Raw genomic sequence first — 23,598 nt, 5'->3', positions numbered from 1 at the left:
GGGATACCGCACATTTCGCGAGCGATCGGCTATTGACTACATAAAAAAAGAGTGATCTAGTGAGTGGTACGCAGCTGCTCAGACCTCTTGATGACGCGCGTGTGTGTGGTGCCCGCCCCGACGACTCGCGGAAGGAACCGCCATGACCGACCTCGCCGCTCCTCACAGTCTCGACACCACGGTTCTGCTCGACGAGTACCGCTCCAAAGTGGTGCCCGCGGCCGCCGAATTCGTCAGGGGCCGCATGTCGGCACGGGACCTCCGCGCGATCTGGTTGCCCTACTTCCGAGGTCCCTTCCTCGCCTACGAGAGGGCCGTCCAGGAAGCCTGGCGTGCCGCCTACGGCCCCGACCGCGGCATCGAGCCCGGCCCGCCGCTGGCCGACCCGAAGTACGCCGAGCAGCTCCGCTACTTCCCGGTGACCATCTCGCACAACAACCTCGAGCGGCTCATCGACGTACTCGAGGTCGAGCTCGGGGAGCGGACCGCCGGCTCGACCAAACTGCCAGAGCGGATCATCGACTTCGCGTACGTCATCGACGCCCTGGAGGGCTTGATGCAGTCGCTGTCGAGCAAGTCCTGATCCAGGCTCGGCCCAAGACACAACACAACAGGTTCAACCAGACCGCGAAAACTTCAACCGGAGGATCTGATGAGCCTCATGAAGGAGCTGCGCGAGGGCGCGGCTGTCGAGGGCGCCGAAGGTTCGGCGCTGCACAACGCCGAAGTGGTCAAGGGACACGATCTCGCCTGGGGCGGCGACCTCTACACCATCCGTCCCTACACCCTGGGTCCGGCCGCGCTGGAGGCCTTCACCGTCCGCGAGCGCATCCACGTCGCGATCGACGGGCTCGGCGAAGACCTGGTCGACCTCCACGGCATCGGCGTCTACCGCCGGCACGAGCCGCGGATCGGCGCCGAGGGCGAGACCGAGCTCACGTGGCGCACGGCGACCATCGGCGCACAGTTCCTCTCGCTGCAGGTCGTCGGCGAGAGCGACGTGTTCGGGCAGATCAGGGTGACCAACACCCCGAGCAAGAGTGAAGGCGCCACCGTGTCGCCGAACCTCGTCCCGGGCCCGGTGGACCCCGAGATCACCCCGATGAAGAACTGCGTCACCGCGCTGTACCCGCGGTTCGACATCGAGAACCTCGGCGCGATCATCGACACGGGCGACGTCCGCGTCGATGTCGAGTCGCGCGTCAACATGGTTCCGCCGATCGGCGACGTGTCCCGGACGTCGACGTCGTACGCGCTGTACGACGGCGACCGCCGGGTCGGGACGCTGCTGGCGGCGGACCTCGAGATCGGTGCCCTGCTGCACCACATCCCGGTGAAGAACGCGACCAACCCGGTCGAGTTCGCAACCATCTCCGCCTGAGCCAGGAGCAACCGGCGGTGAATGATCGTGGACGGGCCCGCGTCAATCTGGGCGCGGGCCCGCTCACAGCGTACGCATTCGGTGTTTCCTCCTCGATCGGTCATCGCGCGATGCGCTACACCTTCGCCCGCGCCGCGCGCGACCATCGGTTCCTGACCGCGGTGCGGATCGACGCCCCGCAGACCCTGAGCCGTACCGAGGTGGCGATCTGGGAAGACCTGACGCGGCCCGGTGGCTGCCGGATCCGTACCTTCATTCCGACGATGCGCGCCCCCAAGGAGATCGACCGGCCGCAGATGTTCGACTGCCTCCCGCTGACGGACATCAGTTATCTGGACCTCATGCGCACGATCTGTCCGAGTCTGCTTTCCCCGGCCTGTGCCGAGGTGGCGTCGAACGGATCGTCGTGGGCGACGTCGCTCGGCGCGTCGGCCCAGGTGCTGTACCGGTCGGGCGACGTGGCGGTCACCGAGTTCCTCGTCGACGACCATGCGACACCCGTGGCCAGGCTGGTGCACCGGAACGACGTGCTCGAACGGTGCTGGCAGGTCCTGGAGTTCGGCAGCGAAGCCGACCACGGCATGCCCGTGCGGCTGCGGGTCGGTCGAGCAGGCGTCAAGAAACCGACGATCTTCGAACGGGTCACTCCGGTGACCGCTTTGGCTCGGCATCCCGGCGTCGAGGACGCCGTGCCACTCCTGGACGAGGCCCATCGACAACTCTTCGGCACGGGGTCGGTATGAAGCGTGCAGCGAATCGCGGCCGGGGCGCCGTGCGTACCACGGCTCGGCTCGTGTCCGTGGCGGCAGCGACGGCACGGGTGGCCGGTGCCGCACTCGTCCACCCGGGGCGGGCGGGGGACGCGGCCGCCGATGCCCTCGTCCGCGCCGTCGAGTCGCTCGGCGGGGCCTACATCAAGGTGGGCCAGCTGCTGGCCACCCGGTCGGACCTCATCGGTCCACGCCTCGCACATCGGCTGTCGCGACTGCAGGACGACGTCGCCGCGATGAGCACCACCGACGCGCTCGCGGTGCTCGACCGTACGCGACCGCCCTTGCCGGCGAGTGCGTACGCGGCGGTGGCGAAGGGCCCCGTGGCAAGCGGTTCGATCGCCTGTGTGTACCGGTGGGAGCCCGAACCCGGCGCCGCTCCCGTGGCGTTGAAGTTACGGCGGCCCGACGCGGCCGCGACGGTGCCCGTCGACACGGCCATGCTGCGCTGGTGCGCGCGGCTGTGTGCGAAGACGCCGTGGATGCGTTCCAGCCCGGTCGTCGCGATCGTCGATGATCTGTGCGCCGCCGTCCTCAACCAGCTGGACCTGGATCGTGAACGCGTCATGCTGACCCGGTTACGGGAGGCCCTGAAGGACGAAGCACGCATCGTCATTCCGGCACCGGTCGATGAGTACTCCAACGCGGAACTGCTCGCCATGGAGTTCATCACCGGCTTGGACCGTCAGATGTTCGCGACCGCCGCACCGAGCCTGCGCGACGAGGGCATCACCACTCTGGTCCGCGCCATGTACGAACTCGTTTTCGTGCATGGGTTCGTCCATATCGACTTGCACCAGGGAAACGCCTACCTGCTCCCGGACGGGCGGCTCGTTCTGCTCGACGTCGGATTCGCGCACGTGCTCAGCGAATTCTCTCGCGAGCGTTTCACCCGGTTCTTCGGCGGCATGGTGACCGGGCGCGGACAGGAGTGCGCGGAGATTCTGCTCACCACGACGAAAGGGGTCGACCACCACGGTCAGAACCTGGCCCGGTTCCAGGCGAAGGTCGTCCGGCTCGTGGAGGAGTCCGCCGAACTCGATGTCGCGAGCTTCTCCGTTCCCCGCTTCGCCGCGCGGCTGTTCCAGATCCAGCAGAGCAACGGCTATTACGCCGAGCCCGAGATGATGTTCCCGCTGCTGTGCCTGATCGCCCTTGAGGGAACCGTCAATGAGCTGGCGCCACACATGGACTTCCAGATAGAGGCCGCTCCCTACATCATGTCCAGCCTTATCGACCAGTAGCCGGGGAAGACCTATCAGTAGCCGGGGAAGACCTATGCCCGACAAGTTCAGCGACGCCGCCGACCGTGTGCTCAGCTTGGCCGAAGGGCAGGCGCAACGCTTCAATCATCCCTACGTCGGCCCCGAGCACCTGCTCCTCGGACTGGCCGATCACGCGCAAGGGGCGGCCGCACGCGTCCTCCAGGACAACGGCGCTTCCGTGGACACGCTCCATGAGCGGGTCCATTTCATCCTCGGGGAATCCGAACCTCGTCCGGCGACGGAGCTGCCCACGACCCCGCAGGTCACCGAGGTGCTCAGCGCCGCGGCTCGGCAGGCCGAGCGCCGTGGTGACCCCACGGTGGAGCCCGCGCACATCCTGCTGGCCCTCCTCGCTCAGACCTCGAACAATCTCAGCGTCGACATTCTGCTCAGCCTCGGACTCGACCCGGGAAATCTGCGTTCCGAACTTCTGAACGCCATGGCGGCGGAGGCGGCGACCGAACTCCGGTCCCCCGCGGTCGAGCCGGTCCCTTTCAAGCCTGCGGGATCGCAGCTCCTGGATCAGTTCGGTGTCAATCTCACCCGACAGGCCGCCGAAGGGAAACTCGACCCCGTCATCGGCCGTACCGCGGAGATTCGACGGCTGACCCAAGTGCTTTCGCGGCGCGTGAAGAACAACCCCGTGCTGCTCGGGGACGCCGGTGTGGGGAAGACAGCCATCGTAGAAGGACTGGCCCGCAACATCGTCGATCGTGCGGTGCCCCCGTCGCTTGCCGACAAGCAGCTCTACTCGATCGATCTGGCGTCGATCGTCGCCGGTTCGCGCTACCGGGGCGACTTCGAGGAACGCATCAAGGACGTCCTCAAGGAAGTTCTGGGGCGCGGCGACATCATCGTGTTCATCGACGAGGTGCACATGCTGGTCGGTGCGGGTGCCGCCGAGGGGTCGATCGATGCCGCGAACATCCTCAAACCCATGCTCAGCCGCGGCGAGATGAAGCTCATCGGCGCGACCACCCACGACGAGTACCGCAAGTCGCTGGAGAAGGACTCGGCTCTCGACCGGCGTTTCCAGCGGATCAGCGTCGACGAACCCACCCCGGACCACGCCGTCGCCATCCTGAACGGGCTGAGGCCGCTTTTCGAAGCGCACCATCGAGTGACGATCGCCGACGCGGCGATCCGGGCGGCCGTCGACTTGTCCTGCCGCTATCTGCCCACACGGTTCCTGCCCGACAAGGCGATCGACCTGATCGACGAGGCCGCGGCGGAAGTCGCGCTCCGGCTCGACGCGACGTCGACCGAGGTGGTGGCCGACGACGTGGCGGCGGTCGTGTCGCAGCAGACCGGCGTACCGGTGTCGACGATGTCCCGCTACGAGTCGCAGAGGCTCGGACAGATGGCAGACCGGCTGCACCGGCGCGTCGTCGGCATGGACGAGGCGATCCAGGCCGTCAGCAAAGCGATCAAACGCGCCCGCACGGGAATCCGGGATCCGCGCCGGCCGACCGGCTCGTTCATATTCGCCGGCCCGACAGGTGTGGGCAAGACAGAGCTGGCCAAGGCGTTGGCCGAGTTCCTCTTCGACGACCAGGACAGTCTGGTGCGGTTCGACATGTCCGAGTTCGGCGAGAGTCACACGGCTTCACGACTCGTCGGTGCGCCGCCCGGGTACGTGGGCCACGACGAGGGCGGCCAGCTGACCGAACGCGTCCGCCGCAAGCCGTTCTCGGTCGTGTTGTTCGACGAGGTGGAGAAGGCCCACGTCGATGTGTTCAACACACTGCTGCAGGTGCTCGACGAAGGGCATCTGACGGACTCCGCGGGCCGCCGGGTGGACTTCACGAACACGGTCATCATCCTCACCACCAACCTCGGCTCGCGCGACCTCGCCAGAGGTCGTCTCGGCTTCACCGAAAGTGACGGCGACGGCGGCAGCGGCAGCGGCAGCGGCAGTGATCGCGACCGTGGCCGCGACCGTGACCGTCGGTACGAGCGCCTGAAGCAAGTGGTGACCGCCGAACTCAAACAGCACTTCAGCCCCGAATTCCTCAACCGCCTCGACGACATCATCGTCTTCCCCGAGCTGACGCGCGACGACATCCTGGCCATCGTCGGCCTGCTGGTGAGCGGCCTGGACGCCCGGCTGAGCGCCAACGGCATCTCGATCGAAGTCACCCCGGCCGCCCGCGCGCACGTGGCGGACCACGGGCACCACCCCAAGGAAGGGGCGCGGCAGCTGCGTCGAGCGATCCAGACCCACATCGAGGATCCGCTGACCGAGATGGTGCTCACCGAACGGGTCACCGCCGGCCAGACAGTCCGGATCGACACCGACACGGACTCCGGCGAGCTCACGCTGACCCCTCTGAATCCGTCTTCCGCTATGGATGGCGACACTTTGGATAGCGAGATCGCCATCGAGGCGAACGGCGACTTCAAGCCCTCCCACCCCGCGCAGGAGTGCGCCGTTGACGCTCTGAAAGACCGTAAGGTAAGTTCAGACTGACTTAAGAAGTGATACCTATCTGGGAGGAGCACGGGATGGGACAGCGACTCGCGTACTTCGAAATCACCTCGTCCGAGGACGCCGAGCGTCTCCAGTCGTTCTACGCCGACCTGTTCGGCTGGACCGTCAACCAGGTGCCCGACATGGGTGGATACGCCCTCGTCGACACTCAGTCCGGCGAAGGCTCCGTGACCGGCGGGATCGGTCCGGCCATGGGCGAGGCCGGCGTCCGGGTGTACTTCCACGCGCCCGACCTCGGTGCCGCGCTGAAGCGCGCCGAGGAGCTGGGAGGCACGAGGGTCATGGAGCCGACCGAGCTGCCCGGCTTCGGCAACGTCGCGGCGTTCGCCGACCCGGACGGAAACACCATCGGCCTGTGGGATCAGCCTTCCGCCTGACTCACCGGCGCCCGGGCGGGCGAGCGGGACCGGCCTGTGACGACGACCTGATCAGGGATCGGAGCAACCATGACCTCAGAGCTTGGTGGCCGCAAGGGATCGTCGTCGGCGTCACCTGCGGGCAGTCACGCTGCTCCCGGCGCAAGCCCTCGACAGCAGATGTTCTCGCTGCTGATGGGTTGTTACGCCTCACAGTGCCTCGCGGTGGCCGCTGATCTCAGGATCGCCGACCACTTGCACGAGGCACCGCAGCGGCCGTCCGACCTCGCCCGCGACACGCAGTGCGATGCCCGGGCCATGTACCGGCTCCTCCGGGCCCTGGCCGGCATCGGGGTGTTCCACGAACGCGACGACGGTTCCTTCGAACTCACCGCCACGGGCGAGTTGTTGCGCTCTGACGCCCCCGGGTCGCTGCAGCCGATCGCACGGCTGATCGGCTCGGACCTTCAGTGGCCCACGCTCGGCCATCTGGGCCACACGGTCAGAACGGGGGAGCCGGCGTTCGAGCACGTCTTCGGGATGACGATGTGGGAGTACCTCGCCACACACGCGGACGCGCACGCCTTGTTCCACGCGTCGATGAGCGCGTTCTCCATCGCCGAAGTCCGCGCGATCCTCGACAACTACGACTTCTCGGATGCCGTCACGGTGGTCGACGTCGCCGGCGGGCAGGGGCACCTCCTGGCCGCGATCGTCGACAAGTATCCGCACGTGGAAGGCATCCTCTTCGAGCGGCCGGAGGTGACCCGCGAGGCCCGCGACCAATTCGTCGCGAACGGACTGGGGCACCGGTGCCAGGCGATAGCCGGGGACATGTTCTCCACCATCCCGTCCGGAGCCGACTGCTACATCATGAAGTCGGTTCTCCACGACTGGGACGACGAGCGCGCGACGCAGCTGCTCCGTACCTGCCGGGACGCGATGGTCGACCGCGCGACGCTATTGATCATCACGCGTGTGGTCCGGCCCGCGAACGAACCCGATCTCAGCAAGTTCCAGGACCTGAACATGCTCATCAACCTCAACGGCGCGGAGCGTACGGCCGACGAGTTCCGTGAACTCCTCAGGAATGCCGATCTTCAACTCGACGAGATCATCGCGACACCGAGTCCGCTGAGCATTCTCGTCTGCACGGCGGACACCTCCCGTCAGCCGGAACCCCCGACTTCTCCCTGATTGCTGTAATGCGATCGGGTAAACCGGGACGAGGACGCTCGCCACCGCGGCCCGCTAATCTCATCAGGGTTTCGACTGATGAGGGGGATGCTCATGGCGATGAGGGGACTCGGTCTCATCCGGGGGGATTTCGAACACCCCGTTGCATTCTGGCTCGGAGTCCTGGCGTGCACCGCGGGCGTCGCACTCCACCTGCCGATGTACTTCTCGGCGCACCACATGAATTACGTCATGTCCGGAATGCAACCGGACGCCGCCATGATCACCGGAATGGTGCTCATCGTCCTCGGACTCATCGCGGTCGTCTACGGCCTGCTGCCCCGACGCGGAGCCCAGATCAGGAATTCGGCGCGGTCCATCCGCGTCACCGCCATCGACGACGCCCCGATACGGGGCCAGCACATCGCACTGCTCATCGTTCTCGCCGTCGCGATCACCATCGACGTCATGAAGCCCGCGACGCTGGCGTTCGTCGCGCCCGGCTTCGCCCAGGAGTACGGGCTCAAATCCCCGGCGAATCCGCACGGGGACATTCCCGTCTCCTGGCTCCCGCTCGCAGGGATCACCGGAACGGTCATCGGTTCGCTGATCTGGGGTGTGCTGGGTGACCGCATCGGCCGGCGCTCCTCGATCCTCCTCGCCGGAATACTGTTCATCACCACCTCGATCTGCGGCGCGATGCCCGGCTTCAAGTGGAACCTGCTGATGTGCTTCATGATGGGGCTCGGCGTCGGCGGCATGATCCCGATCGCCTTCGCGCTGATGGCCGAGACGATCCCCGCCCGCCACCGCGGCTGGCTGATGGTCCTGATCGGCGGTGACATCGCCGGCGCGTACCTCATCACGAGCTGGCTGTCCGGCTGGCTGACCCCGACCTACGGCTGGCGCATCCTCTGGCTCATCGGCCTGCCGACGGGGGTGCTGTTCATCGCGCTGAATTACTGGATCCCCGAATCGCCCCGCTATCTGATCGCCCGCGGCCGGAACGAGGAGGCAAAGGCGATCATGACCAGGTACGGCGCGAAGGTGCAGGAGACCCCGAGCGAGTCAGCGGCTTCGGAGACGCCCGCCCTGCGCGGCTATCACCAGCTCTTCCGGCGCCCGTTCGCCGGTTCCACGCTCGCGATCCTGGTCCTCGCCGCCGGCGCCGGCCTCATCACGTTCGGCTTCCAGCTCTGGGTGCCGACCAATCTGCAGCACCTCGGATACTCGTCGGTGAAATCGGACTACGTCGTGCGCAACGCGGCGCTGCTCGGACTCCCCTTCACCGTGCTCGTAGCGGTGGCCTACGGCTGGTGGGGAAGCCGCAAGACGATCATCACGCTCTCGGTGGTGTCGGCGCTGGCACTGGGCGGCTTCGTGGTGGCGGGCGACTCGCTGGCCGACCACCACCTCGCGCTCTCGTTGCTGCTCATCGTGCCGCTCTCCGCCGTCAGCTCGGTGACGGCGGTCGTCTCGGCGTACGCCGCGGAGGTGTACCCCACAATGCTGCGCTCGCGCGGCTCGGGCCTCGCGGCCGGCATGACCAAGCTCGGCGGCGTCCTGATCATCGCGGTGGTCGTGGCCAGCACCACCGTCCCCTCGATCGCCGCGACCGCGCTCATCGGAGCCGTGCCGCTGCTCCTGGCGGCCGCGATGTTCCTGTGGTTCGGGCCCGAGACCAAGCACCGAAGCGTCGAGGAGATCACCGGCGAGCTGCTGGCCACCGAGGCCGCTTCGCCGGCAGACCGCTGAGCACCTGTCTCCACGTCAGTCAGCGTTCGGCGCAGCCGAGTTCAGTCGACGGGGTACGGCAGCCACTCCCCTTTGAGCATCACTGTCCGGCCACGCAGCTCGTGAAATCCGTTCCACACCTGAACACGGCGAGGGCGCAGTCGGATGTAAAGGTAGCCCTGCATCTGCCGCGGGTCATGAGAGACGGCGGCGAAGCGGTCGGCGAGGTCCGTGGCGACCTCTGGAACCTGCACGAGACCGTCGAGAACGGTATCGATCATCACCACATCAGCCGTGGTGCCCACTGCCACGCGTGCTCGCCCGGTCTCCCGGAGGTTGCGGACGGTTTTGCTGTTCTCGCCGGTGGCAGTCACGATGGCGTCGTCGTCGCTGACGAACGCCACGGGAATCAGGTGCGGCCCCGAGCGCCCACCGGTCGACAGCCACATCTGCCGTTCCTGCTGGAGCCGGTGGCGGGCGACCGCCAGGCGTTCGTCATGGGTACGAGGCGTCGGCATATCCAGACAACGAGCGCCCCCGAGATCAGGTCACCAGTTACTGCCGAGATCAGGTCACGTTACTGCTCGGACTGCTTCGCGCATTCCTCGGCGAAATGGGACAGGGTGACCCGCCACCCTTCCCCATAACTGCAGTCCGTGGGCAGCGATGAGGGGTCGACATTCTCCCAGCCGGTGTGCTCGATGGACACACGCGTCGAGCGGTCGGTCAGCTTTTGGAAAATCAGTTCGACATTGGTCGCGGAGCCGGGAATCACATCCCACTGCAGCACGAATCCATGTGGCGGATTCCAGCTGGTGATCACGCCCCAATTGACCTCGCCGTCCGCCCTGACCTCGTACATACGGCCGCCGACACGCTTCTCCACGACGACTTCTTTGATCTGGTCCCGCCCCAGCGAGTAGGACTGCAGCGGCCACCAGTCCGCAACCCGGCCGACGAACGTCGAGAACGCAGACTCCTGACTGCAATTCACGACGACACTCGCCCGCACAACATGCTGGTCGGCTACGACACTCGGGTGCCCGGCGTTTGCTGAGCTCATCAACCTAGCCCTCGGTGTTGTTCGGCAACGGTGCGTGTCCTGGCGTCATGTCCGCACGACACCGTTCGACAGCAGCAGCTCGCCTTGACAGTCCGCGACGCCGCCAGGATACCGTCCGTGCTCTAGACCGGCATCCCTTTCCCGGGACTGGCCGATTCATCGCCGTGGTCGCTGTCGCCGTGCGTGTCACTCTCGGCTTCCTCCGCGATTTCCTTGGCAAGCGCGAGACTGTTGGACCACAGGTCGTTGAAGTATTGGTGCAGTATCGCGATTCCGTCGGCCCGTGTTCGGTAGAGCCGGTTTCTTCCGGCGCGACGCTCCTCGACTAGTCCCGCCTCCTTGAGAACTCGAAGGTGTTGCGAGACGGCTTGGCGGGTGACCGTGAAGTGCCCCGCGATCTCACCGGCGGACAATTCCTTTGTGGCCACCAGTTCGAGCATGGTGCGGCGGTTCTCGTCCGAGAACGCCCGCAGGACCGCTACGGTCGATGCTTCATCCGGCTGTTTCGAGAGCCTCATCATGGTCCGGCGCCGCCGTCTTCTGCTGTCGGATGACCAGTACGGCGACAATCGCTCCGAAGATACTGAGCACGCCGATCCCGACCAAGGCGGGACTAACCCCTTCGGCCATACTAGCAGCAGTGCCGTAGTCGCCGAATGCGGCGAACCACGCGGTTACCATCGCGACGCCGAATACCGCGCCGACGTACGCGAACGTCTCACTGGACCCGGAAGCCATCCCGGCTTGCTTGGGAGTCGCCGACCGCATCACCGCGGAAGAGACCGAGGGGAACGCGATCGCGGTGCCCACGCCGGCACAGAGGAGCGGAAGCCAAAGGCTGCCGTACCCTACCGCCGAATCGGACATTTCTGCGCCGATCCAAATAAATGCCACGCCGGGCAACAGCAGGCCCACGGTGACCAGGTATCGCTCACCGATCTTGTCCGCCAACTGACCGACGAACGGTGAAATCACCAGAGTCAATGCCGTCCACGGCAGCAGGCGTACACCGACTTCGATGGGATCGTGCCTCAGCCCGAGCTGAATGTATTGGGTGAGGAGGAACGCCGGACCGAACATTCCCGCATTGAGGATGAAGTTGGATACGCATCCCGCGGACACGTTCTGGTTTCGGAACAGGCTCATATTGATCATGGGCTCCGCCACCCGACGCTCCCACAGGACGAAGCACACGAGCAGGAGCGGCCCGACGATGAGCCCTCCGAGGATCGTGACATCGGTCCACTCCCGCTCCGGACCGCGAATGAGCGCCTGTACGATGAGCAGGACCGCGGAGGTGGCCATGAGGAGGCCGACCGGGTCGATCTTCCTCGAGCCGCCGAAGGACTCGGGCACGTGCATGCGGGCGAGGACGACGACGCCGATCCCGATGGGCACGTTGAGCCAGAAGATCCAGTGCCAGCTGAAGCCCTGGATGATCGCGCCGCCGACGACCGGTCCGGACGCGACGGCGATGCCGATGACGCCACCCCAGATCCCGATGGCTTTTCCTCGCTCCTCGGGCGGGGTCACCGAGGTGATGAGCGCGAGGGTCAGCGGGAGAACGATCCCGCCACCGATGCCCTGCACGACCCGCGCGCCGATGAGGAACCCCAGCGACGGACTGACGGCACACAGGATGGAGCCGACCGTGAAGACCGTCAGGCCGATGGAGAAGACCCGCAGGCGGCCGAAGCGGTCGGCCAAGGTCGTGCCCGTGAGGATCAGCGACGCGAAGGCCAACGTGTACGCGTTGACCGCCCAGCTCAGATTGCCCGCGTCCCCTCCGAGGTCCTCGTGCAGCGTCGGCAAAGCGGTGGCCACGACCAGGTTGTCCAGACTCACCATGAAGTTGGTGAGTGCAGCAAGGGCGATCGTCCAGGCCACCTGCTGTTTGGGAAATGTGTCTCGTGCTGGCTGCATCACCCTGCTCCTGTCTTGCACCTCAGCAGAACGCCCAAGGACAGCTCCCTAACGATTTATTACGTTAGTGAGGACTTACATGTGAGTCAAGGCAGGGCAGTCACGCACGCGTGCCTGCGCCACGGGAGCTCGCATGCTGCTCCACAGGAGGCTGGAGAGGTAACGATCGAGCCCCGGGACCGAGAGCAGCGAGGGCGCCATCCCCGTCGTGGGCTTCCGCAGCACGACGTCGGCGCTGATCCGGCCGGCCGGACGGACGTCGAACTCTTCGCTCACGCCGACGAGAGCTTCCGCCATTGAGTCCTCGGATCCCCTCTCGACCGCAATCGCCCGCATGAGCCATTTGCCGGACGGCAGGCCGCCGAAGGAGAAACCCTCTTCGGGGTCCACGAACCTCGCGGCGATCGGCGGCATAAGCGGCCTCGTGCTCGAGAACACGCTCACGTGGGTGCGCGTCCCGCGATTCCGTGGAGTACCGATCAGCCGGCCCATGACGCAGCCACGGGGGTTGAAATCGTGGACGACCCCTGGCACGACCAGGTCGAAGAGCGTGAGATCGGCTCGTGACGACCGCCTGTACTGGGACGGGGTGAGCCCGACGACATCGGTGAACCGAGTCGTGAAGGTCCCGAGGCTCCGGTATCCGACCGAGGACGCGATGTCGGACACCGTTGCCACGCTTGTCGACAGAAGCTGCTTGCTCCGCGCCATCCGGACCGCGCAGAGAAAGCGGCCGGGTGAGCATCCCGCTTCTCGTCTGAACTTCCGGGCGAAATGAAACTTGCTGTACCTGACGAACGTTGCGATGTCGCCGAGACTCAGTGGGTATCCGCAGTTCTCCCACATGTAGATCATGCTGTCCGCAACTGGATCAGACATGGCTACCTCCGATCGCGTGATCGAATATTTGCCAGGGGATCTACAAGGTGCGTTTCTACAAATAGGCACAGCTCGCCGTCGCACGGCGCACCATGTGCTGCCGCGCAATGCTCTGACGGAAATGGCAGACGTACAGCTGGATGATGCTCTGCTGCGGCACGATTGCGGTTGTGCAAGGCCCGGGTGAGTCGGCTGACCCTGCCGGAACAGGAACCGGGGAATCCACATCCCCTCCACCACGCGCCGGGTCGCCCCCCTCCCCCGACTCCCTCGTAACGCTCCGCGCGAGCCGCCCCTGACCAGCGCCGACCTCGCTCTGCGCGCCGGCCCGTCAACGGCCGTGAGGGAGAGAGATTACTAACCTTTTTTCAATTGAGCAATGAGAGAGAAACGCTCGATGGCTGTTCGATGCGAGTCTCTGGGTGACGTGGCGCAGTCGGACGCGAGGTGCTGGCATGGTTTCGTGGTTAGGACACATCCGTCGTATATCACTCACTCCCGGCGCGAATCAGGCTTTATTACGCAAACGCGGCTTCCCCGAACGCGACCTTCATGCGAAGACGTCCCTGGAGATGGCCGGCGGATCGTTCATCGAAGGGTTCGGCGTCGCGGCCCAGAGTTCGACCGCCGCTGAGGCCACCGTCACGCTGGCAAGGATCGACGGCATCCGGCGAGGATTCGCCTTCGAGGGCGCGGCCATGGCCATGGCCATACGCGACGCGCTGCCGCTGGGCCACCGCCGCCACGTCTCCGACCTCCTCGAAGCGGCCGACGATCACATCTACATGATTCACGTCGGCGTCGGCTGGTCGTTCGCCCGGCTCCCCCGGCCGCTGCGGCGCGCGGCGGCGGCCGGCCTGACCGACCCCACCCTCACGTGGCTGGCCCTGGACGGTTACGGCTTCCATCAGGCCTTCTTTCACACGGACAAGTACGTGAAGCGGCAGTACATCGACCCCGATCCGCCCGTGCCGACGAACCACCACCCCGAGTACGCCCCGCACGCGATCGACCAGGGAATCGGACGAGCCCTCTGGTTCGTCGCGGGTGCCGATCCGAACCGGGCGGTGCGGCTGATCGAGGCGTTCGCACCGCGGCGGCACGAGGATCTCTTCGCCGGACTCGGGCTGGCCGCGACCTACGCGGGCGGCGCGCCCCCCGAGGAGCTCGCTGAACTCGCCGAGCGCGCGGGCAGGCACCGGGCCGCCCTCGCGCAAGGGTCCGTGTTCGCCGCCGAAGCACGGGCACGGGCACACATCGCGCAGCCGCACACCGAGACCGCGGTCCGGGCGATCACGGGGCTGCGCGTCACCGAGGCGGCCGCCATCGCCACGCAGAGCCGTCCGTCGGGACACACGGTCGACGGGCAGGTGGCGTTCGAGGTGTGGCGTCGCCGCATCATGCGGCGCTGGGCCACCGACGACACAGCGGCCGACGGGGCGGGTGCCCCCTCGACATCCCGACAGCCCTCGACATCTCGACAGCCCGACACCGACGGGGTGAAGGACGGCTCATGAGAGAACGCATCCGAACGCTCACGCCTGCCCTCTGCGCCGTCCTGCTCGCCGCTTCCCTGTTCGCGGTGACCCGAGCAGCGGTCGCGGCGCCGGATCCGAAGGAGGTGGCACCGGACTACAAGTTCGCGTCCATGTCGCTCCCGATGCCGCCCGGTTACGAGAAGCTTCCGAAGAAGAAGGTCCGCGAGGTCAACCCCTCCTATCACAAGATCCGTTCGTGGATCTCGTCCGTCGGCGCCAGTGTCGCCATCAACGACCTGACCGGGCACGGGCGGGCGAACGGCGTGTGTCTCGTGGACACCCGCACGGACTCGGTGGTCGTCACCCACACTCCGACCGCTCCGGCAGCCGACCGCTTCACTCCCTTCACCCTCGATGCCGCCCCTCTCCACATCGACTCGACGATGGCGCCGATGGGCTGTGCGCCCGGCGACTTCGACAGCGACGGGCGAATGGACCTGCTGGTCTACTACTGGGGACGCACACCGATTCTGTTCATGGCGGACGAGTCCGCACCGGGCCGCTCTCCGGCGTACCGCCCGACCGAAGTGGTCCCGTCGGCCAAGGGTGTGGACAGGTACACGGGCGAACAGTGGAACACCAACGCCGTGTCGATCGCCGACTACGACGGGGACGGTCACCCCGATCTGATGATCGGAAACTACTTCCCGAACTCTTCCGTCCTCGACCCCGACGGCCAGGACGACGTCGTCATGAACGACTCCATGTCGAACGCGAAGAACGGCGGCGGCATCCGGATGCTGCGCTGGGTGCGCAACGACGACGGGCGCCCGGTGTACGCGGAGGACAAGAAGGCCGTCCCGTACGACGACGCGACCGGATGGACCCTCGCCCTGGGCAGCGGTGACCTCACCGACGACCTTCTCCCCGAGGTCTATGCGGCGAACGACTTCGGGCACGACCACCTGTTCCACAACAAGTCGACGCCCGGCAACATCCGGTTCGGCACCGCGACCGGCGAGCGCGGCTGGACCACACCCAAGTCGTTCGTCCTGGGCCAGGACTCCTTCAAAGGCATGGGCGTGGACTTCGTCGACCTCTACGGCCGCGGCAAGTTCGACATGATCGCCAGCAACATCGCGACGGCCTGGGGCCTCGAAGAGAGCAACTACGTGTGGCGCAACGACGCCCGCACCCCGAAGAAGATGGCTTCCGAACTCGGCGCCGGCCATGCCCCCTTCTCCCAGCAGGCACAGGAGGCCGGCCTGGCCTGGTCCGGCTGGGCCTGGGACATCAAGGGCGCCGATCTGCAGAACTCCGGCAAGCTCGATGTCCTGCAGACCGCCGGCTTCGTCCAGGGCGCCAAGCACAACCGCTGGCCGTGGCTGCAGGAACTGGCGACCAGCAACGACGTACTCCTGCGAGAGCCCGGCATGTGGCCCAAGGTGGGCCCCGACGACGACATCGCGGGCCACCAGCCGATGGCCGTGTACGCACCGACCGACTCCGGCGAGTACGTCAACATCGCCGACGAGGTCGGCATCGACTCCAAGACCCCGACCCGCGGGATCGCCGTCGGCGACACCCGTGGAAACGGGACGCTGGACTTCGCTGTCGCCCGGCAGTGGGGTCCGCCGGCCTTCTACCGGAACGATTCACCGGACATGGGCCGCTACCTCAAACTCCAGCTGTACCGGCCCGCCGACAAGAAGGACAGCGGCGACCTGTCAGCGCCCGGAACGCCCGCCTACAACGCGACCGTCACCGTACGGACGGCCGACGGCCGCACGATGCGGAGCCAACTCGACGGCGGCAGCGGGCACAGCGGCAAGCGGGGCTTCGACGTGCACTTCGGCCTGGGCACCGAGGACCAGCCCGTGAGCGCCACCATCGCATGGCTCGACAACCAGGGCGAGCGCCACCGGAAGACCGTCCGGCTCACCCCGGGCACGTACACCTTCATGCTCACCGACACGGCCGAGGAGGTCAGCGCCCCGTGACGACCCAGAGCCCCAAGCCCGTCGACCGGAACGTCCGGGAACAGTCTCCTCTCCCCGAAACGACCTCACCGTCACCCACGTCATCGCCCGCCAAGCCACCGAGCGCCGACTCGAAGCCACCGGCTGCCCCGGCACCCGGGAAGGACACGCGCTACCTCGCACTGCGGAACTTCGCCCTCTCCATCACGGTCTTCAACATCCTGGGCTACACCCTGCTGGGGTTCGAACAGCCGCCCCTGTGGCCGTTCCTGGCGGTGGCCGGCGCGTACGCCATCGATCTGGCCTTCGAGACACTCAGCGCGTGGGCACAGCGCCGGGCACCCCGCTTCCGCGGCCGGGGCATGCGCGGGGTCTACGAGTTCCTGCTTCCCGCGCACATCACGGCACTCGCGGTGAACATGCTGCTGTACGCGAACAACCAATTCTGGCCGGTCCTCTTCGGCGTCGCCGTCGCCGTCACCGGAAAGTACGTGTTCCAGGCGCCGATCGGTGGCCGCATGCGCCACTACATGAACCCGTCGAACCTCGGCATCAGCGTCGCGCTGCTGTGCTTCGGATCCTGGGTCAGCGTCGCGCCGCCCTATCAGTTCGGCGAGAACATCAACTCGCTGTTCAGGATCGCGATCCCCGTCATCCTCGCCACCGCCGGCACGGTGTTGAACGCGAAGCTCACCGGCAAGATTCCGCTGATCGTGGGGTGGCTCGGCGGGTTCGTGATCCAGGCGATCCTGCGCCACGAGCTGTTCGACGTCGCGCTGATGGCCGCGCTCGGCACCATGACCGGCACGGCCTTCCTCCTGTTCACCAACTACATGATCACCGACCCCGGCACCACACCGTTCAAGCCACGGGCCCAGTTCATGTTCGGCGCCTCGACCGCGATGGTCTACGGAGTGCTGATGGTGTTGAACGTCGTCTACACGCTGTTCTTCGCCCTCACGATCGTGTGCGCGATCCGCGGGATCTCCGTGTGGATCGGCGTACTCATCGCCAGGCGCAGGGCCGTGGCCGAGTCGTCCGCAACACCGAACCGTCGGCGAGGCGCGCAGGAGGCCTAGCTCCATGACACGCATAGCGATCGTCGGGATGGCCTGCACATTCCCTGACGCGGAGACCCCGAGGCAGCTCTGGGAAAACGTTCTTGCCGGACGCCGGGCGTTCCGACGCCTGCCGGACGTGCGGCTGAGCACGGCGGACTACTATTCCGCCGATCCGGCCACACCGGACCGGCATTACGCCACTCATGCCGCGGTCATCGAGGGCTGGGAGTTCGACCGGGCGAAACACCGCGTTGCCGCGAGCGTGTACCGGTCCACCGACATCGCGCACTGGCTGGCCCTGGACACCGCCGCGGCAGCGCTGGCGGACGCCGGCTTCCCGGAAGGCGAGCGGCTGGACCGTTCCCGCACCGGCGTCATCCTCGGCAACACGCTGACCGGAGACATGACTCGGGCCACCGGCATGCGGCTCAGGTGGCCCTACGTACGACGTACCTTGGCGAAGGCCCTTGAGGACAAGGGCTGGCCGGTCGACGAGATCGCCGATTTCCTCGACGCGTACGAGACCCTGTACAAGGCCCCCTACCCCGGTATCAACGAGGACAGCCTGGCCGGCGGCCTCGCGAACACCATCGCGGGACGCATCTGCAACCACTTCGACTTCGGCGGTGGCGGCTTCATCGTGGACGGGGCCTGCTCGTCGTCCCTGCTCGCCGTGGCGAACGCCGGCAACGCCCTCTCCGCGGGGCAGATCGACACCGCCGTCGTCGGCGGAGTCGACACCTCCATCGACCCGTTCGAGCTCGTCGGCTTCGCCAAGACCGGAGCACTCGCGACCTCGCAGATGACGGTCTACGACCGTAAATCGAACGGCTTCTGGCCGGGCGAAGGCTGCGGCATCCTGGTCCTCGTCCGCGAGGAGGACGCGGTCGCGCACGGCATGCGGATCTACGCGACCATCGCGGGCTGGGGCGTGTCGTCCGACGGCCACGGCGGCATCTCCCGGCCCGAGGCGGACGGCCACCTGCTCGCCATAGAACGCGCCTATCGGATGGCCGGCTTCGGTGCCGAGACCGTCGACTACTTCGAGGGGCACGGCACCGGTACGGCGTTGGGCGACCGGACCGAGCTCGACGTGTTCAACCGCGTGAGCGCGGACCGGCCGGCCGACGGCGAGCCCGTCTACCTCGGCACGATCAAAGGCAACATCGGGCACACGAAGGCCGCCGCCGGCGTCGCCGGCCTGATGAAGGCCGTCCTTGCCCTGCACCACGGCACGATCCCGCCCATCGCCGGCAACAGCGAGCCGCACCCGATGCTCGACAGCCCCGACACGCGGCTGCGGCTTCCCCGCACGCCGCGGCCGTGGCCGACGTCGCCTCCTTCAGGTCCACCGGGCAGCGCAGCAGGTGAGCGGCCGCGCCGCGCGGGCACGTCGTCGCTGGGGTTCGGAGGGATCAACGCCCACGTCGCCCTGGAGTCCACCCAGCCCGTGGAAGCGCTTCCCGCGGCTCTCCACAGGCATCTGGCACACGCGCCCCAAGACGCCGAACTGCTGGTGCTGTCGGCATCCTGCTTCGACGACTTGGAGGGCAGACTCCGGCACACCGCGGACGTCGCGGCCGTCTGTTCCTACGCCGAACTCGGCGACCTGTCCGCCGAACTCACGCGCACCGGCTCCGAGTTCGCGTACAAGGCGGCGGTGGTCGCGGCCGAGCCCGCAGCGGCGGCGTCGAGTCTCCGCGCGCTCGCCGATGCCATCGCGGCAGGCGAGACTCATGTGTTCGCGCCACATCGTGGTCAGTTCTTGGCCCACTCCGCGAAGGCGCCCCGGATCGGGTTCCTGTTCCCGGGCCAGGGCGCCCCAGGACGTGGTGACGGCGGAGGTCCCGCGCACCGGTTCGAAGTCGTCCAGGATCTCTACGAGCAGGTGGGCACTCGGCCCGCGGGCGCCGCGACCGAGGACGCTCAGCCGCGCATCGTCACTGCTTCCCTTGCCGGGTTGCGGATCCTCGACCGGGCAGGGGTGTCGGCTTCCGGCTGTGTCGGGCACAGCCTCGGCGAACTCACCGGCCTGTACTGGGCGGGGGTCTTCGACGAGAGGTCGGCCGTCGAGATCGCTGCTTTCCGCGGCGAAGCGATGCGCAACGCGACCTCGGGACCTGCGGGATCCGAGTCCGGGGAGGCGCCGTCCGAGTCCGGCTCGATGGCGTCCATCCGCACCTCCGCGGCACAGGTCGAGCCCTTGCTCGCCGGAACTCAGGTCACCGTCGTGGGTTACAACGGCCCGAACCAGACTGTCGTCGCGGGTCCCGTGAACGACGTCGACGCGGTGGTCGACGCGGCGAGGAGGGCCGGGCTGCACGGCGCCAAGCTCGCCGTCTCCCATGCCTTCCACACACCGCTGGTCGCCCCGGCCGCCCACAAGTTGCGCGGATACCTCGACGAGATCCGCATCGGCGAGGTCAAACGGACGGGGCTGTTCTCGACGGTCACGGCGGAACCGGTGGAGCCCGGATCGAGCGTCGTCGATCTCCTGGCACGGCAGGTCGTGGCACCGGTGCGGTTCGCCGACGCCCTCGAGCGGCTCGCCGACGAGTGCGACCTGCTCATCGAGGTGGGGCCGGGCACGATCCTGTCCGGCCTTGCGGCCGAGGTGTGCCCGACCGTTCCGGTCGTCTCGATGGACACCGACGACAGCTCGGTCACCGGCACCCTCCGAACGCTCGCGGGATGCTATGTGCTGGGCTCGGGACCTGATCTGGTGGCCCTCGCGGCCGAGCGGTTCAACCGGCCCATCTCGTTGGACAAGCAGTTCACCTTCATCGAGAGCCCCTGCGAACAGGCGCCGGACGTCTCCCATGTCCCTCGGGCAGCGGCCCGGCCTCCCCGGACCGGGGCCGAGCGTACCGACGTCCCCGCCGACGCGCCTGCCGGTGTCCCTGCCGACACACCTGCCGGTGTCCCTGCCGACGTGCGGAGCCCCCTGGACACACTGCGCCACCTCATAGCCGACCACGTCGAGCTTCCGGTCGCCCAGATCCAGCCCGAGACCCGCCCCCTCGACGATCTGCATCTGAACAGCATCACGATCACCCAGCTGATGAGCGAAGTCCTCAAGACGTTCGGCGCACCGATACCCGAGCCGAGCACCAGCGTGGCGACCGCCACCATCGCGGAGCTGGCAGAGGCGATCGACGACCTCGCGCACACAGCCGGTGAGGGAGCGGACAGCAAGGCGGTCGACGACCTGACGGGCGTCGGTACCTGGGTTCGGCCGTTCGTGGTCGAGCACGCCCCGACCCCGCTGCCGCCCGTCCCGGACGAGGAACGGCACGGAACGTGGGAGGTGTTCGCTCCCCCGGACGACGCGGGTGAACCGCTCGCGCAAGCAGTTCGGCAGCGGCTGGAGGCCGCCCCCGTCGGCGACGGGATCTTGCTCGTCAGCGGCGCGTCCGAGGACGAAGACCCCGCCGGCATGACCGCCCGCATGGTCGACGCGGCAAGGCTGGCCGTCGAGCGCGGTACCCGATTCGTCGTCGTCAACCGTGACCGCAGTGCCTCCGCCCTGGCCAAGACGGTCCATCTGGAGGCACCGGCGGTACGCACGACGATCGTGGACCTCGCCGACCGCCTCGCGCCCGACCAGGCGGCGCGGCTGGTCTGCGCCGAGGTGGCCACCACGCGTTCCTTCCGTGAGGTCTCCTACGACGGCGACGCCCGGCGGACCGAACCCGTTCTCCGTGAACTGACCACCGGGCGCGACGGCTATCCCGTCGGTGCCGGCGACGTCGTCGTCGTGACCGGGGGCGCGCGCGGCATCACGGTCGAGTGCGCCGCCGCCCTGGCCAACGAGACGGGCTGCACGCTGGCCTTGATGGGGCGGGCCGACGCCGCAGCCGACGAGGAGGTCGCAGCGAACGTCGCCCGTCTGCGGGACTCGGGCACCAAGGTGAGCTACTACTCCGCCGACGTCACCGACGTACGACAGGTGGCCGCCGCCACCGAGGCGATCCGGAAGGAACTGGGCGACATCACGGGGATCCTCCACGGCGCCGGCATCAACACCCCTGTGTCCATCGGCTCGTTGACGTACGACGAACTCGAAAGCACCGTTGCCGTCAAGGTCGACGGGTTCCGCAACGTCCTGAACCATGTGGACCCCTCCGACCTGCGGCTCGTCGTCGGGTTCGGCAGCATCATCGGACGCGCGGGGCTGCGCGGCGAAGGCCATTACGCCACCGCGAACGACTGGCTGCGGTCGGCGATCGACTCGCTCGACGCACAACTGCCGCAGTGCCGCTGCCTGAACATCGAGTGGTCGGTGTGGTCGGGCACCGGGATGGGCGAACGACTCGGCGTGCTCGACGTACTGACCCGGGAAGGGATCGAGCCGATCCCCACGGACGTCGGTGTCACCGCCCTGCTGGATCTGCTGCGCACGCGGTCGGCCCCGTCGAACGTGGTGGTGCTCGGCAGGGCCATCGGCCTCCCGACCATCACGTTCGCGCCGGCCGAACTGCCCTTGCTGCGCTTCCTCGAACGTCCGCTCCTGCACTTCCCCGGTATCGAGCTGATCGTCGAGGCCGACCTCTCCTCGACGGCCGACCCGTATCTCGACGACCACCGGCTGTCCGGGCTTGCGCTGTTCCCGGCGGTCATGGGGATGGAGGCGATGGCTCAGGTCGCGGCGGCGCTGTTCGGTGACGAAAGCCCGGTCGAGTTCCGCGACATCGAGTTCAACCGCCCCATCGGGGTCTCCGCGGACGGGACGACGACGATCCGGCTCGCCGCGCTGCGGACCGGTGATGAAGTCCAGGTCGCGATCCGATCGGCCGAAACGCTGTTCCAAGTCGATCACTTCCGTGGAGTGTGCCTACGCCGAGACGATCCCGACCTGGCTCGCACCGGGCGCCAAGGGGCGTGGGAGTCGACGGCCGGGACGCAGCGCTGGGATCAGCTGATCAAGGCTGCCGACCGGGCCGCGGACATCGGTCCGACGACGATGGACATCGAAGTCGACTTCTATGACCGGATCATGTTCCACGGCCCCCGGTTCCGCTCGGTGACCGACTTCCGCCTGATATCGGCGCGGCGATGTGTCGCGCGGATCCGATGCTCCGACAGCCGCTGGTTCTCTCCCGTCCTGCCGGGCGCGCTGCTGCTCGCGGACCCGGCTGCGAGGGACGCGTTCATGCATGCGCTGCAAGTGTGTGTCCCCGACGCCACCCTGCTGCCGTCCAAGATCGGCCGAGTACGGTCGTTCCCCCACCGGCAGAAGACCGGAGAAGTCACTCTGGCGGCCGCCGAACGCGCCCACGGCGGAAACACCTACGTCTACGACGTGCTGGTCCGTGACGACCAAGGTGCGCCGGTCGCGATCTGGGAGTCGCTCGAACTGACCGCCGTCCCATCACATCGCACGGGCCGCGCGTGGACACCCGAGCTGCTCGGTCCGTACCTGCAGCGTCATCTCGACGGTGTGCTCCCCGAACCGCTGCGTCTCGCGATCATTCGTGATCGCCCCTCGGCCTCCTCGGGTTCGCTCCGCGGCAGCGGGGCGACCGCCGGTCCCGGCAGCGCCCGGCGCATGCCGAGTCGCCGGGCCACCACGGAGCGCGCGCTGGCTGCCGCGTTCGGGCACCCGGTGGCGTTGCGGCATCGCCCCGACGGCAGGCCCGAGACGACCGAACCGATGAGCGCGACCCACGGCCCCGGCCTCACCGCCGCCGTGGCCTCCTCTCGTCCGGTCGGCTGCGACATCGAAGCGGTCCGGGAACGCACCATGGAGCAGTGGCGCGACCTGCTCGGGCTGTCCGGCGTCGCGCTCGCGGAGATGTGCAGCACCGCGGGCAACGAGTCGTTCGCCACCGCGGCCACCAGAGTCTGGAGCGCCCGCGAGGCGGTCATGAAGCTCGGTGTGACCGTGACGCGGCCCAAGTTGATCCTGGACGGGCGAGCCCACGACAACGGCTGGCTCGTGCTGCGTCATGGGCGCGACCTGGTGTGGACGTTCGCCGCCACGCTGGCGGCGCCCACCCCGGACGAGGTCATCGTGATCGCCGTGACCGAGAAGGGCTGAAC

The 23,598-nt window shown here is 67.4% G+C and carries 17 protein-coding genes; 12 read left to right on the top strand and 5 right to left on the bottom strand.

Going from position 1 to position 23,598, the window contains the following annotated elements; genetic code table 11:
- Positions 1–142 precede the first annotated feature (142 nt).
- The 8 genes from ACH4D5_RS22625 (at position 143) to ACH4D5_RS22590 (ending at position 9,194) form a co-directional block, all read left to right on the top strand.
- Positions 143–583: a hypothetical protein gene (locus ACH4D5_RS22625; RefSeq protein WP_398305355.1), complete on the top strand. Its 441-nt coding sequence runs from the start codon at positions 143–145 to the stop codon at positions 581–583.
- Between the two features lie 69 nt (positions 584–652).
- Entirely contained in the window at positions 653–1,381 is a 729-nt protein-coding gene (locus ACH4D5_RS22620) for a DUF6073 family protein (RefSeq protein ID WP_398305352.1), read from the top strand.
- A gap of 17 nt (positions 1,382–1,398) precedes the next feature.
- Positions 1,399–2,124: a hypothetical protein gene (locus tag ACH4D5_RS22615; protein WP_398305349.1), complete on the top strand. Its 726-nt coding sequence runs from the start codon at positions 1,399–1,401 to the stop codon at positions 2,122–2,124.
- Positions 2,121–3,395, top strand: a complete 1,275-nt coding sequence (locus tag ACH4D5_RS22610; RefSeq protein ID WP_398305347.1) for an ABC1 kinase family protein — start codon at positions 2,121–2,123, stop codon at positions 3,393–3,395. The genes ACH4D5_RS22615 and ACH4D5_RS22610 overlap by 4 nt, the downstream gene beginning before the upstream one ends.
- A gap of 34 nt (positions 3,396–3,429) precedes the next feature.
- Positions 3,430–5,886: an ATP-dependent Clp protease ATP-binding subunit gene (locus ACH4D5_RS22605; protein ID WP_398305344.1), complete on the top strand. Its 2,457-nt coding sequence runs from the start codon at positions 3,430–3,432 to the stop codon at positions 5,884–5,886.
- A 35-nt stretch (positions 5,887–5,921) separates the two neighbouring features.
- Entirely contained in the window at positions 5,922–6,284 is a 363-nt protein-coding gene (locus tag ACH4D5_RS22600; protein ID WP_398305341.1) for a VOC family protein, read from the top strand.
- A gap of 69 nt (positions 6,285–6,353) precedes the next feature.
- On the top strand, positions 6,354–7,460 hold the full coding sequence (locus ACH4D5_RS22595) for a methyltransferase (RefSeq protein WP_398305338.1): 1,107 nt from the start codon (positions 6,354–6,356) through the stop codon (positions 7,458–7,460).
- Positions 7,461–7,691: 231 nt separating this feature from the next.
- Positions 7,692–9,194: an MFS transporter gene (locus tag ACH4D5_RS22590; RefSeq protein ID WP_398305335.1), complete on the top strand. Its 1,503-nt coding sequence runs from the start codon at positions 7,692–7,694 to the stop codon at positions 9,192–9,194.
- A gap of 41 nt (positions 9,195–9,235) precedes the next feature.
- On the opposite strand, the gene ACH4D5_RS22585 is transcribed toward ACH4D5_RS22590, so the two are convergent.
- The 5 genes from ACH4D5_RS22585 to ACH4D5_RS22565 all read right to left on the bottom strand — a co-directional run bounded on the left by ACH4D5_RS22585 (position 9,236) and on the right by ACH4D5_RS22565 (position 13,038).
- Positions 9,236–9,691 carry a pyridoxamine 5'-phosphate oxidase family protein gene (locus ACH4D5_RS22585; RefSeq protein WP_398305332.1) on the bottom strand — a complete coding sequence of 152 codons (456 nt, stop codon included), beginning with the start codon at positions 9,689–9,691 and terminating at the stop codon, positions 9,236–9,238.
- 59 nt (positions 9,692–9,750) lie between these two features.
- Positions 9,751–10,236 carry a hypothetical protein gene (locus tag ACH4D5_RS22580; RefSeq protein WP_398305329.1) on the bottom strand — a complete coding sequence of 162 codons (486 nt, stop codon included), beginning with the start codon at positions 10,234–10,236 and terminating at the stop codon, positions 9,751–9,753.
- A gap of 122 nt (positions 10,237–10,358) precedes the next feature.
- Positions 10,359–10,757 (bottom strand): ArsR/SmtB family transcription factor, encoded by a 399-nt coding sequence (locus tag ACH4D5_RS22575; protein WP_398305326.1) that lies wholly within the window; start codon positions 10,755–10,757, stop codon positions 10,359–10,361.
- Complete coding sequence (locus ACH4D5_RS22570) at positions 10,729–12,159, bottom strand: MFS transporter (protein ID WP_398305324.1); 1,431 nt, start codon at positions 12,157–12,159, stop codon at positions 10,729–10,731. Before ACH4D5_RS22570 ends, ACH4D5_RS22575 begins: the two co-directional genes overlap by 29 nt.
- Positions 12,160–12,234: 75 nt before the next feature.
- Entirely contained in the window at positions 12,235–13,038 is an 804-nt protein-coding gene (locus tag ACH4D5_RS22565) for a helix-turn-helix transcriptional regulator (RefSeq protein ID WP_398305321.1), read from the bottom strand.
- A gap of 455 nt (positions 13,039–13,493) precedes the next feature.
- Between ACH4D5_RS22565 and ACH4D5_RS22560 the strand changes: the two genes are divergently transcribed.
- From ACH4D5_RS22560 to ACH4D5_RS22545, 4 genes are read left to right on the top strand one after another with little or no spacing between them, the layout of a single operon-like run.
- Positions 13,494–14,555 (top strand): DUF1702 family protein, encoded by a 1,062-nt coding sequence (locus tag ACH4D5_RS22560; RefSeq protein WP_398305318.1) that lies wholly within the window; start codon positions 13,494–13,496, stop codon positions 14,553–14,555.
- Positions 14,552–16,516, top strand: coding sequence for a CRTAC1 family protein (locus tag ACH4D5_RS22555; RefSeq protein ID WP_398305315.1), 1,965 nt, complete (start codon positions 14,552–14,554; stop codon positions 16,514–16,516). The genes ACH4D5_RS22560 and ACH4D5_RS22555 overlap by 4 nt, the downstream gene beginning before the upstream one ends.
- The gene (locus ACH4D5_RS22550) at positions 16,513–17,574 is read left to right on the top strand and encodes a hypothetical protein (protein ID WP_398305312.1); all 1,062 of its coding nucleotides are present in this window, start codon (positions 16,513–16,515) and stop codon (positions 17,572–17,574) included. The genes ACH4D5_RS22555 and ACH4D5_RS22550 overlap by 4 nt, the downstream gene beginning before the upstream one ends.
- Positions 17,575–17,578: 4 nt before the next feature.
- Positions 17,579–23,596, top strand: a complete 6,018-nt coding sequence (locus ACH4D5_RS22545) for an SDR family NAD(P)-dependent oxidoreductase (protein WP_398305309.1) — start codon at positions 17,579–17,581, stop codon at positions 23,594–23,596.
- Positions 23,597–23,598 lie beyond the last annotated feature (2 nt).

The sequence above is a fragment of the Streptomyces sp. NPDC018029 genome (assembly GCF_044327655.1).
In the GTDB taxonomy this organism is placed as follows: domain Bacteria; phylum Actinomycetota; class Actinomycetes; order Streptomycetales; family Streptomycetaceae; genus Streptomyces.
The sequence above is the reverse complement of the archived record's forward strand: the minus strand, read 5'-3'. Positions and strand labels throughout refer to the sequence as shown.